We start from the raw sequence: 12,377 nt of genomic DNA, 5'->3' as shown, positions 1-12,377 counted from the left end.
ATGTCCTTATCCATTCCCTTCATTCCCCGCCTCGGCAAACTGGCCACGGCCATCGGCCTGGGTTTCAGTCTGCTGGCCGGCAGCCTGGTGGCTCCCTCGGCGGCCCATGCCGAAGGCGAGATCCGCATCGCCGAACAGTTCGGCATCGTCTATTTGCTGCTCAACGTAGTGCGCGATCAGAACCTGATTGAAAAGCACGGCAAGCAAGAGGGCATCGACATCAATGTCGACTGGACCCAGCTGTCCGGCGGCGCAGCGGTCAACGACGCGTTGCTGTCGGGCTCCATCGACATTGCCGGAGCCGGCGTCGGCCCGCTGTTGACCATCTGGGACCGCACCCATGGCCGGCAGAACGTCAAGGCCGTGGCCTCCCTCGGTAACTTTCCCTACTACCTGGTGAGCAACAATCCCCAGGTCAAGACCATCGCCGACTTCACCGAGAAGGACCGCATCGCGGTGCCGGCGGTGGGCGTCTCGGTGCAGTCGCGCTTCCTGCAATACGCCGCGGCCAAGCAATGGGGCGACCAGGAATTCAATCGCCTGGATAAGTACACCATCGCCGTGCCGCACCCGGACGCCACCGCCGCGCTGATTGCCGGCGGCACCGAGCTGACCGGGCACTTCTCCAACCCGCCGTTCCAGGATCAGGCCTTGGAGAACCCCAATGTGCACGTGGTGCTCAACACCTACGACCTGCTGGGCCCGAACTCGCCAACGGTGCTGTTTGCCACCGAAAAATTCCGCAACGACAACCCCAAGACCTACAAGGCCTTCGTCGAAGCCCTGGCTGAAGCGGCCGAGTTCGCCCAGAACGACAAAGGCGCGGCCGCCGACACTTACATCCGTGTGACCAAGGCCAAGATCGACCGCGCCGCGCTGCTGAAGATCATCGACAACCCGCAGTTCGAATTCAGCGTGACGCCGAAAAACACCTACCCGCTGGCGGAGTTCCTGCACCGCGTCGGCGCCATCAAGAACAAGCCGCAGTCGTGGAAGGACTACTTCTTCCAGGACGCCAAACCGCTGCAGGGGAGCTGATTGCCATGAACGCCCCCTTGCCAGGCCACACGGCCAGCAACCCCACCGCCGCCGTCGAAGCGCTGTTGGCGGTGGATCAAGTCAGCCTGGAATACCGAACCCCGCAGCGCGTGGTGCGGGCCACCCACCAGGTGAGTTTCGAGGTTGATCCGGCCGATCGTTTTGTCCTGCTGGGGCCTTCGGGCTGCGGCAAGTCGACCCTGCTCAAGGCGGTGGCCGGGTTCATCCAGCCTTGCGAGGGCGAGATTCGCCTGCAGGGGCGGCCAGTCAGTCAGCCCGGGCCGGATCGCATCGTGGTGTTCCAGGAGTTCGACCAGCTGCCGCCCTGGAAAACCGTGAAGCAGAACGTGATGTTTCCCCTGCTGGCGTCGAAAACCCTCGGCCGCCGCGAGGCCGAAGAACGTGCCCTGCACTATCTGGCCAAGGTCGGCCTGGCGGCTTTCGCCGATGCCTATCCACACACCTTGTCCGGTGGCATGAAGGCTCGGGTGGCGATTGCCCGGGCCTTGGCCATGCAGCCGAAGATCCTGCTGATGGACGAGCCCTTCGCGGCCCTCGACGCCCTGACCCGGCGCAAGATGCAGGAGGAGTTGCTGCTGCTCTGGGAGGAGGTGCGCTTCACCTTGCTGTTCGTCACCCACTCCATCGAGGAGGCGCTGGTGGTGGGCAATCGCATCCTTTTGCTGTCGCCGCATCCGGGGCGGGTGCGGGCGGAAGTCCACAGCCACCAGTACGACCTGCAAAGCCTTGGCGGCGTGGCTTTCCAGCAGACGGCACAGCGTATTCATCGCTTGCTGTTCGATGAAGGCCAGGGGCCTGACACCGAAACCGAGCTGGATTTCGCCGATATCCGTATCGCCTATTGAGCCGTCAGGCCACCGTTGAACGAGGAACGCCCGATGAGCCAGTCATCCCCCGTGCGCGAAGAATACGAAGTTGTCCTGCAACCCTTGCTGCAAGTCCCGCTGGAACGAGAGCTGCCCCTGGGCCAGCGTCTCTGGCAACAGGGCTGGCTGCGCAAGGGCCTGATCCTGATCCTTTTGGCGCTGCTGTGGGAGGCCGTGGCCCGCTACCAGAATAACGACCTGCTGCTGCCCAGCTTTGTGCAAACCGCCAGCGCCCTGTATCAGGGCCTGCTCAGCGGCGAATTGCTGGGCAAGGTGGGCATTTCCCTGGTGGTGCTGCTCAAGGGCTACCTGATCGGTATCGTCCTGGCGTTTGCCCTGACCACCCTGGCGGTGTCGACCCAGTTCGGCCGCGACCTGCTGAGTACCCTGACCTCGATGTTCAACCCGTTGCCGGCCATTGCCCTGTTGCCCCTGGCGCTGCTGTGGTTCGGCCTGGGGCAGAACAGCCTGATTTTCGTGCTGGTGCATTCGGTGCTCTGGGCCCTGGCCCTGAACACTTACGCCGGGTTTCTCGGCGTCTCGGAAACCCTGCGCATGGCCGGGCGCAACTACGGCCTCAAGGGCCTGCGCCTGGTGCTGTTCATCCTGATCCCGGCGGCGCTGCCGTCGATCCTGGCCGGGCTGAAGATTGGCTGGGCCTTCGCCTGGCGCACCTTGATCGCTGCTGAGTTGGTGTTTGGCGCCACCAGCGGCAAGGGCGGCCTGGGCTGGTACATCTTCCAGAACCGCAACGAGCTGTACACCGACAAGGTCTTTGCCGGGCTGGCGGTGGTGACCCTTATCGGCCTGTTGGTGGAGAACCTGATCTTCGACACCCTGGAGCGCATCACGGTGAAACGTTGGGGCATGCAACGCTGAGCTACCTCGTCCGCCAGCCCCCCCCCCCCGACTGTAGGAGATGGCTTGCCAGCGAAGGCGTCCTCAAGGGCGAGGCAAGGTTTGAAGGCCCATTCGCCGGCAAGCCGGCCCCTACGCGGGTAGTGGGTTCACGGGTAAGGATTGATCTCTCTCATTTTCCTCGGCGCCAAGCCTGCTAGCATTGCGTCTGGATCATCCCTGATCAGTCATGAGTGCTCGGTATGCAACTCCCGGATATGAACCTTCTGGTCGCCCTCGATGCCCTGCTGGATGAGGGCAGCGTAGTCGGCGCCGCACGACGCATGAACCTCAGCCCAGCGGCGATGAGCCGGACCCTGACGCGGATTCGCGAAGCCCTGGGCGACCCGGTGCTGGTGCGTGCCGGGCGTGGCCTGGTGCCCACCCCCAAGGCCCTGGAGCTGCGCAGCCAGGTGCGTGATCTGGTGGAGCAGGCGGCGCTGCTGTTTCGCTCGGCGGACCAGGTCGACCTGTTGTCGTTGCGGCGGCGCTTCAATGTGCGCGCCAACGACTTTTTCGTCGGCGTCTATGGCGGTCGCCTCATCGACACCCTGGAGCGTCAGGCGCCTTTGTGCGAGCTGCGCTTCGTGCCGGAAGGCGATGGCGATGACGAGGCCCTGCGGGAGGGGCGGATCGACCTGCGGATCAGCAACACCCGGCCCCTGACCCCGGAAGTGAAGGTGCAGAACCTGTTCACCACGGCCTTTGTCGGCCTGGTGCGTGAAGGCCACCCATTGTTGGACGAAGACATCACCGCCGAGCGTTTTGCCGCGTTTCCCCATATCAGCATGTCGCGTCGAGGCATTGCCCGTGGGCCGATCGATACGGCGCTGGCGGAGCTGGGCCTGGAGCGTCGAGTGCCGCTGATTGCCCCGGGCTTTCACGCCGCCATGTTCATGCTGCCGGATTCGGACCTGATCCTGCCGGTGCCCCAGGAAACATTGCTCAGCGTCTCGCGCCTGGGCCTGCGTCTGCGCTCCTTTGTCCTGCCGATTTCCCTGCCGACCCTGGTCCTGACCCAGGCCTGGCACCCGCGCTACGACAAGGACCCGGCGCACAAATGGTTCCGCGAAACCCTGCGCAGCTCCTGCCAGGCCACCTGGCAAGAAGCCCAGCCGACCTCCTCGTAGGCGCCGGCTTGCCGGCGGAAGCGGTCTTGATGGCCTCATCGCTGGCAAACCAGCTTCTACGGTCAATAGGTTTAATTGTTGCGTCTGTTGCACTTATAAAGTGCCAATAAGTCAGTTTTCGTCAGTGCTGGCTGTTCATAAACTGCTCTGGTTTTCTTGTCTGGAGCAGTATTTCCATGAGTTCTCTCGCTGTCGCTGCGCCCGCTTCGGTTGAAGCCGCCAGCAAGCCGGCAGCCATTGCCCCACCGGTCTTCGGACCGCGAATCATCATCGGCCTGGTGGGTGTGCTGCTGGCGGTGCTGGTCTCCGGTCTCAACGACATGGTGACCAAGATCGCCCTGGCGGATATCAGCGGCGCGTTGTTCATCGGCTTCGACGAAGGCACCTGGCTGGTGGCTTGCTACTCCGCCACCTCGGTGGCGGCCATGGCTTTCGCGCCCTGGTGCTCGGTGACCTTTTCCCTGCGGCGTTTCACCCTCTGCGCCATTGCGCTGTTCACCCTGCTGGCGGTGCTGTGCCCCTTCGCCCCCAACTACCAGAGCCTGTTGCTGCTGCGCACTCTGCAAGGCCTGGCCGGGGGCGCGCTGCCGCCGATGCTGATGACCGTGGCCCTGCGCTTCCTGCCGGCCAACGTCAAGCTCTACGGCTTGGCCGGCTATGCCCTGACTGCCACCTTCGGCCCGAGCCTGGGCACGCCCCTGGCGGCACTGTGGACCGAGTACGTGGGCTGGCGCTGGGCCTTCTGGCAGGTGGTGGCGCCCTGTCTGCTGGCCATGGCGGCGGTGGCTTACGGCCTGCCTCAGGACCCGTTGCGTCTGGAGCGTTGCAAGCAGTTCAACTGGCGTGGGCTGCTGTTGGGCTTCCCGGCGATCTGCATGCTGGTGATCGGCATTCTTCAGGGCAATCGCCTGGACTGGTTCGAGTCGCCGCTGATCAGTGTGCTGCTGGTCGGCGGGCTGGTGTTGCTGGTGCTGTTCATGATCAACGAATGGTCGCAGCCGATTCCCTTCTTCAAGCTGCAGATGCTCGGCATCCGCAACCTGTCCTTCGCCCTGCTGACCCTGGCCGGGGTGCTGGTGGTATTGACCGCAGTGATCATCATCCCGTCGGCCTACCTGGCTCAGGTCCAGGGCTATCGACCGTTGCAGACCGCGCCGGTGATGCTGGTGATGGCCTTGCCGCAACTGCTGGCCCTGCCCCTGGTGGCGGCCCTGTGCAACCTGCGCTGGGTCGACTGCCGCTGGGTGCTGGGGATCGGCCTGGGCATGCTGGTGCTGTCTTGCCTGGGGGGCACGCACCTGACCTCGGCCTGGATTCGTGACGATTTCTATGGGCTGCAATTGCTGCAGGTCTTCGGCCAGCCGATGGCGGTGCTGCCGTTGCTGATGCTGTCCACCGGCAGCATCACGCCGGTGGAGGGGCCCTTTGCTTCGGCCTGGTTCAACACCGTGAAAGGCCTGGCGGCGGTGATCGCCACCGGGGTGCTGGATGTGCTCACCACCCACCGTTTGCATTTCCACTCGACGATGCTGGTGGACAGCCTGGGCAATTCGCCCCTGGTGGACGACCGGGTGCCCGGGCTGGCTCAGCGCCTGCACCAGCAAGCCGTGGTGCTGACTTCCGCCGATCTGTATTTCTGCATGGCAGGGGTGGCCGCTGCGCTGATCCTGCTGATTTTCTGGCTGCCGACGCGGATCTATCCACCGCGGGCGCCCACTTGAACGAGAAGGTTTTTATGACGATCCAGAGCAAAGACAAAATCGCCGTCGCCGTGGCGACGGTAGCGGCCCTTGGCGTGCTGGCCTATCTGGTGATGCCGGGCCTGTTCGGCCGCTCCAGTGAGCAGAGCACCAACGACGCCTTCATCGCCGCCGACTACACCCTGGTGGCGCCGCGGGTGGCCGGGTTCATCAAGGAAGTGCTGGTGGAGGACAACCAGCAGGTCAAGGCCGGTCAACTGCTGGCGCTGATCGATGACCGTGACCTGCGGGCCGCGGCCCAGGCGGCGGATGCCGAAACCCTGGTGGCCCAGGCCCAGTTGCAGAACGCCCGGGCCACCCTGGACCGGCAGGGTTCGGTGATTGCCCAGGCCCAGGCGGCCCTGGGAGCGGCCCGGGCCGAAATGGCCTTTGCCGAGCACGAACTCAATCGCTACAACCACCTGGCAGGGGTCGGCGCCGGCACCGTGCAGAACGCCCAGCAGGCCAAGACCCGCATCGACCAGGCCAGTGCCCGGCTGGCCACGGCCACTGCGGCCCTGGCGGCGGAGCGCAAGCAGGTGGAGATCCTCACTGCCCAGCGTGATGCGGCCGAAGGCGGCCTGAAGCGGGCCCAGGCAGCCCTGGAAATGGCCAGCTACGAGCTGTCCTACACGCGCATCGTCGCCCCGGTGGACGGCATGGTCGGCGAGCGCGCGGTACGGGTTGGCGCCTATGTCACTCCCGGCAGCAAGATCCTCGCCGTGGTGCCCTTGCAGCAAGCCTATGTGCTGGCCAACTTCCAGGAAACCCAGCTCACCGCGATGCACGCCGGGCAGGCGGTCGAAGTCCGGGTCGACAGTCTGGGCGGCGAAACCCTGCATGGCCGCGTCGAGAGTCTGGCCCCGGCCACCGGCGTGACCTTCGCCGCAGTCAAGCCGGACAACGCCACCGGCAACTTCACCAAGGTGGTGCAGCGCATCCCGGTGAAGATTCTCCTGGACCCCAACCAGCCCATGGCCGAGCGCCTGCGGGTCGGCATGTCGGTGGAAGCCAGCGTGGACACCCACAGCTCCACCACCCGTGCCCGCGAGGTGACCCAGCGATGAGTATCGAGCGGCAGATCCAAGAGAGTTCGTTGCCAAGGCGCCTTTCGTGGCGCCCTGCATTGCTGGTGCTGAGCCTGCTGGCGCTGGGCGCCTGCAGCGTCGGCGCGGATTTCCAGCGGCCCCAGGCGACTCAGGTCCAGGCCTGGTCGGCCCCTGCACAGGCTGCCACCAGCCAGGCGGTGGACAGTGCCATGCAGGAGCGCTGGTGGGAGGTGTTCAACGATCCACAACTGTCGGCCCTGAGTCGCCGCGCCCTGAGCGACAACCTCGACCTGCAACTGGCCAGCAGTCGCTTGCAGCAGAGCCGGGCGGCGCGCCAGGTGATCACCGCCGAGCGCTACCCGAGCACGGCGGCCAATGGCGGCTACGGGCGCAAGCGCAACACTGGCGAAGGTTTGAGCGACCCCTCGGGGAACAACGGCAAGTCAGCCTTCAATCTCTGGGAAGCGGGTTTTTCCGCCGCCTGGGAGCTGGATCTGTGGGGCCGGGTCCGGCGCGAGACCGAGGCCGCCGACGCGACCCTGGAAGTGGCGGAGAACGACCGGCGCGGGGTGCTGCTGTCGGTGCTGGCGGAGGTCGCCCAGGACTACATCCAACTGCGTGGCGTGCAGAGCACCCGAGCCGTTACCGAGCAGAACCTCGAGGTTGCCCGGCACAGTCTGAAACTCTCGCAACTGCGCCTGGCCGATGGCGTGGCCACTGACCTGGATGTGGCCGAAGCGGCGGCCCAGGTCGCGACCATCGAGGCCCGGCTGCCGGAGTTGCAGCAGCGTCAGGCGCAGTTGATCAACGCCCTGAGCCTGCTGCTGGGCGAGCGGCCCCAGGCCCTGCATCAGGTGTTGGCCAGTGACGCGCCGGTGCCCCAACCCCCGAGCCAAGTGGCCATCGGCCTGCCGTCGCAGCTGGCCGAACGCCGCCCCGATATCCGCCAGGCCGAGGCACGGCTGCATGCCGCGACGGCCAGCATCGGCGTGGCCAAGGGGGATTTCTATCCGCGCATTACCTTGTCCGGCAACTTCGGTTCCCAGGCCCTGCAACTGGCAGATTTTGGTTCCTGGAGCTCCCGCCAGTTCGGCATCGGCCCGCAGTTCAGCCTGCCGCTGTTCGACGGTGGTCGTTTGCGCGGCATGCTCCAGTTGCGCGAGGCCCAGCAGCAGGAAGCGGCCCTGGCCTATCAGCAGACCGTGCTGCGGGCCTGGCACGAAATCGACGACCAGTTGACCCGCTACAACGCCAGCCAACTACGCCGCGACAGCCTGGCCGAAGCGGTGCGGCAAAATCAGATCGCCTTGCGTACCGCGCAGCAGCAATACGTCGAAGGAGTGGTGGATTTCGTCAACGTCCTGACCGTGCAGGGCGCCTTGCTGGCCACCCAGGAGCAACTGGTGGAAAGCTCGGCGGGGGTGTCCCTGTCCATGGTCGGTTTGTACAAGGCGCTGGGGGGAGGCTGGGAGTCGGTGTATCCGCTGCACGCCGCCAGTCAGGGTCACTGAAAGCCTTTTTGCCTGGATTGAGAAAAAAGTGTAATGATAATTGCTCTCAATCATGTGTGCAGTTTCATTCATGGAAGCAACCACTGACGGTAACGCCCAGCTCCATCGTCTGTATCGAGATCATCACGGTTGGCTGCAGAGCTGGTTGCGCAAGCGCCTGGGCGATCGCGAGCATGCGGCGGACGTGGCGCAGGACACTTTCCTGCGCCTGTTGCTGTCGGGGCGCTTTCCCGGGCAGCAGGAAAGCCGCAGTTACCTGGCGCAGATCGCGCGCAATCTGGTGATCGACCAGTGGCGCCGGTTGCGCATCGAGCGCGCCTACCTGGAAAGCATCGCCCACCTGCCGGAACCCCAGACGCCCTCCCTGGAAAGCCGCGCACTGATCCTCGAAACCCTGATGCAGATCGACGCCATGCTCGATCGCATGCCGGACAAGGTGCGCCAGGCCTTTGTCATGTCGCAGTTCGAAGGGCTGGGTTATGCCCAGATTGCCGAGCGCCTGGAGGTTTCTGTCAGTTCGGTGCAGAAGTACATGATCCGTGCGATCCAGGCTTGCTATCAGGTGCTTTACGAAGAATGAAGGCGCATCAGGCACCCATTGCTCCCGCCATCGTCGAGCAGGCCAGTGAGTGGCTGATGCTGCATTGGGGCGGGGAGCTCGATGCGCAGCAACGCGAGGCGTTCGTGGCCTGGCAACAGGCTGACTCCGAACACCAGCGGGCCTGGCAGCGCTTGCAGCAACTGCAACAAACCCTGGGCGGAGTGCCGGAGCACAGTGCCCATGTGCTGCTGGCGCAGGCCCCGGACCCGCAACGACGTGCGGCGCTGAAACTGTTGGGCTTGCTGTTGGTGGCCGGGGGCAGCGGTTACCTGGTCCAGGACAGCCAGCCTTGGCGGGCGGCCTTTGCCGGGCAGCGTACGGCCACCGGAGAAATTCGCCACCTGACCCTGAGCGACGGCAGTCGCCTGGACCTCAACAGCGCCAGCGCCGTCGACCTGCTGTTCAGTGCCAGTGAGCGGCGCATCCGTCTGATCCAGGGCGAGCTCCTGCTCACCAGCGGGCATGATGCTTCGCGGCCGCTGATCGTCGAAACCGCCGCCGGAGACATCCAGGCCCTGGGCACGCGCTTTGCCGTGCGCGAGCTGGAGGGCGGCACCCGGGTCGATCTCTACGAAGGTGCGCTGCGGGTCAGTCCCCGGCATGCCCCGGCCCTGCAACTCAATGCCGGCGAGCGCCTGTGGTTCAGCGCCGGGCGGGTTTCGGCGCGGCAAGTGGCCGAGGTCAATGCCAGCAGCTGGAGCCAGGGCCGGCTGATTGCCGAACGCCAGCCCCTGGGGCAGTTCGTCACCGAGCTGGCGCGTTATCGCCCGGGGCTGTTGCGTTGTGACGAGCAGGTGGCCGGCCTGTTGCTCACCGGGGTCTTCCCCCTGGCGGACAGCGATGCGGTACTCGCGGCCCTGGAACGTTCGCTGCCGGTGCGGGCGCACGCGGTGACCCGCTACTGGGTGACCCTCAAGCCGCGGGACTGATTGCAAATAATTCTTCTGCGCGATTGTCGATTCTGCCGAGCTGTCCGGGATACCCCATGAAAGCCGATCAAGACGCATTCTCATGGGGAGTTCAGGAATGCCTTACCAGACCACAGCATCCATTTTGACCCTGGGCACCGCTGCCCGCCGCCGCGCCTTTGTCGCGCTGCTGGCCATGGCCCCGGTGTTGCCGGGCCTGGCCCAGGCCGACAGCGGCAGCCAGAGCCAGGCGCGGGACTACCAGATTGCCGCCGGCAATCTCGATCAGGTCCTGAATCGTTTTGCCAGTGCCGCGGGGATTCTCCTGTCGGTGGATGCGAGCATGACGGCCGGCAAGCACAGTGCCGGCCTGCATGGGCGCTACGAGGTCGCACAGGGCCTGCAGACGTTGCTCGCTGGCAGTGGTTTGCAGGCGGTGCAGACCGGGGCTAGTTGGGGCCTGCAACCTTTGGCCGAGAACGGCGCGCTGCAACTGGCGCCGACTCGGATCGGCGCCACGCAGATGACCGAGTACGCCTGGGGCGCGGTGCCGGGGATCGTCGCCAAACGCAGCGCCACCGGGAGCAAGACCGACTCGGCGCTGGTGGAGATTCCGCAGACCATCAACGTGATCGGCGCCAAGGAAATCAAGGCCCGCGGCGCCCAAAGCGTGACCGAAGCGCTGCTCTACACCCCGGGCATGACCGGCGGTGGTTTTTCCGACCGGGTGAAGATTTTCGACGAACCCACCTCCCGCGGTTTTTCCCCGACGCCGATGTACCTCGATGGCCTGCACTTGCCCTACGGCGGCGGCAGTACCGGCGGTGCCCTGCAGATCGAGCCCTATGCCCTGGAGCGCATCGAAGTGCTCAAGGGCCCGGCTTCGGTGCTCTACGGGCAAAACCAGCCGGGCGGCATCGTCAACATGGTCAGCAAGCGGCCCACCGAAACCCCCTTGCATCAGTTGGTACTGGAAGCCGGCAGCTATGACCACAAGAGCGTCGCCCTGGACCTGGGCGGCCCGCTGGATGAGCAGGGGCAGTTCCTCTATCGTCTGACCGGGCTGGCCAGCGACAGCCAGGACGCCGTCGATTACGTTCAGCGTCAGCGCCAGTTCATCGCCCCGAGCCTGACTTGGCGGCCCGATGACGACACCCAGCTGACGCTGTTCGCCCAGTATCAGAAAGACAATGACGTACCCGAGGCCCAGGGCCTGCCCAGCGTGGGCACGGTGTTCGCCAACCCCAATGGCAAGATCGACCGCGACCTGTTCCTCGGCGAGCCCGGGGTCAATGCCTACGACCGCGACCAGTTCGTCCTCGGCTACGAGTTCTCCCATCGCCTGAACGATGTCTGGACCCTGAAGCAGAACGCCCGCTACGCCGACGTCGATGACCGCTACCGCGCGCCGCTGCACGGCTACAAGTTCGTCAGCAATCCCAAGACCGGCCTCAACGACCAGCGCTACATGACCCGCTACGGGGTGGACTGGAAGCAGCACAACAAGGTCTATGGCGTGGATAGCATCGCCCAGGCCGAGTTCGACACCGGGCCCTTCAGCCATACCCTGCTGGTGGGGCTGGACTACTACCACTTCAATTCAAAATTCGACGGCAAGTACGACTTCAACCCGCCGATCCTCGACATGTTCACCCCCACTTACGGCCAGTCGCTGAATTTCGGCAATCCTTACCAGTGGGACAACACCATCATCCAGACCGGCCTGTATGTGCAGGACCAGATCAAGTACGAGCAGTGGGTGCTGGTGCTGGGCGGTCGCAACGACTGGGCGGAAACCGATAACAAGACGCCGCTCAACGGTGGTCATACCAACGCCAAGAGCCAGTCCTTCACCGGTCGCGGCGGGCTGGTGTACCTGTTCGACAATGGCCTGTCGCCCTTTGTCAGTTATTCGGAATCCTTCCTGCCCTTGAGTGGCACCAGCGTCGGGGGCAGCGCTTTCAAGCCGTCCAGCGGCAAGCAGTACGAAGTGGGGATGAAATACCAGCCGCCGGGCCAGGAGAGTTTCGTCCAGGTGTCGGCCTACCAGCTGGATCAGGAGAACATCCTGACCTCCGACCTGGCCAACCCCGGGTTCAGCATCCAGAGTGGCGCGGTGCGTTCCCGTGGCATCGAGCTGGAAGCCAAGGCCAGCCTCAGCGAATCGCTGGACGTGATTGCCTCGGCGTCACGCAACGACATCAAGTACACCAAGGACAACGACGGGCGCGAAGGGCGTCACCCGGCCGGCATGCCGCCGCTGACCGCCTCGCTGTGGCTCAACTACACGATCCTTGGCGACACGCCGCTGGCGGGCCTGGGCGCAGGCGTCGGCACCCGCTACGTCAAGGGCAGCTATGGCACCGATTACGACGGCGCCTTCCAGATCCCGTCCTACACCGTGTACGACGCCAGCCTGAGCTACGACCTGGAAAAATCACCGCTGCAATGGAAGGGCGTGAAGCTGGCGCTGAACGTGAAGAACCTCACCGACAAGACCTACGTCGCCAACTGCACCAGCATCTGGGACTGCTACTACGGTGAGGGGCGGACCATGGTCTCGAGTTTGACCTATGACTGGTAAGGGTCCATCAGGCTGATGCGCTGGAGCGTTGTG

At 64.8% G+C, this 12,377-nt stretch carries 10 protein-coding genes; all 10 read left to right on the top strand.

Annotation, left to right across the window (positions count from 1 at the left end):
- Positions 1 to 12 precede the first annotated feature (12 nt).
- Positions 13 to 1,038: an ABC transporter substrate-binding protein gene (locus J5M73_RS11590; protein WP_207815711.1), complete on the top strand. Its 1,026-nt coding sequence runs from the start codon at positions 13 to 15 to the stop codon at positions 1,036 to 1,038.
- A gap of 5 nt (positions 1,039 to 1,043) precedes the next feature.
- Positions 1,044 to 1,904, top strand: a complete 861-nt coding sequence (locus J5M73_RS11585) for an ABC transporter ATP-binding protein (protein WP_102862547.1) — start codon at positions 1,044 to 1,046, stop codon at positions 1,902 to 1,904.
- Between the two features lie 33 nt (positions 1,905 to 1,937).
- On the top strand, positions 1,938 to 2,804 hold the full coding sequence (locus J5M73_RS11580; RefSeq protein WP_207815699.1) for an ABC transporter permease: 867 nt from the start codon (positions 1,938 to 1,940) through the stop codon (positions 2,802 to 2,804).
- Positions 2,805 to 3,025: 221 nt separating this feature from the next.
- Positions 3,026 to 3,952 (top strand): LysR family transcriptional regulator, encoded by a 927-nt coding sequence (locus J5M73_RS11575; protein WP_102862548.1) that lies wholly within the window; start codon positions 3,026 to 3,028, stop codon positions 3,950 to 3,952.
- A 176-nt stretch (positions 3,953 to 4,128) separates the two neighbouring features.
- Complete coding sequence (locus J5M73_RS11570; protein WP_207815698.1) at positions 4,129 to 5,673, top strand: MFS transporter; 1,545 nt, start codon at positions 4,129 to 4,131, stop codon at positions 5,671 to 5,673.
- A gap of 14 nt (positions 5,674 to 5,687) precedes the next feature.
- The gene (locus J5M73_RS11565) at positions 5,688 to 6,758 is read left to right on the top strand and encodes an HlyD family secretion protein (protein WP_102862550.1); all 1,071 of its coding nucleotides are present in this window, start codon (positions 5,688 to 5,690) and stop codon (positions 6,756 to 6,758) included.
- The gene (locus tag J5M73_RS11560; protein ID WP_243433762.1) at positions 6,755 to 8,251 is read left to right on the top strand and encodes an efflux transporter outer membrane subunit; all 1,497 of its coding nucleotides are present in this window, start codon (positions 6,755 to 6,757) and stop codon (positions 8,249 to 8,251) included. Before J5M73_RS11565 ends, J5M73_RS11560 begins: the two co-directional genes overlap by 4 nt.
- Before the next feature lie 70 nt (positions 8,252 to 8,321).
- Complete coding sequence (locus J5M73_RS11555) at positions 8,322 to 8,831, top strand: sigma-70 family RNA polymerase sigma factor (RefSeq protein ID WP_102862551.1); 510 nt, start codon at positions 8,322 to 8,324, stop codon at positions 8,829 to 8,831.
- Positions 8,828 to 9,781 (top strand): FecR family protein, encoded by a 954-nt coding sequence (locus J5M73_RS11550; protein ID WP_102862552.1) that lies wholly within the window; start codon positions 8,828 to 8,830, stop codon positions 9,779 to 9,781. Before J5M73_RS11555 ends, J5M73_RS11550 begins: the two co-directional genes overlap by 4 nt.
- Before the next feature lie 97 nt (positions 9,782 to 9,878).
- Positions 9,879 to 12,344 (top strand): TonB-dependent siderophore receptor, encoded by a 2,466-nt coding sequence (locus J5M73_RS11545; protein WP_102862553.1) that lies wholly within the window; start codon positions 9,879 to 9,881, stop codon positions 12,342 to 12,344.
- Positions 12,345 to 12,377: the final 33 nt, after the last annotated feature.

Origin of the sequence: Pseudomonas sp. 50_B, from assembly GCF_017491625.1 — a bacterium.
GTDB classification, from domain to species: Bacteria; Pseudomonadota; Gammaproteobacteria; order Pseudomonadales; family Pseudomonadaceae; genus Aquipseudomonas; species Aquipseudomonas danubii.
This window is presented reverse-complemented; position numbering and strand designations above follow the sequence as displayed.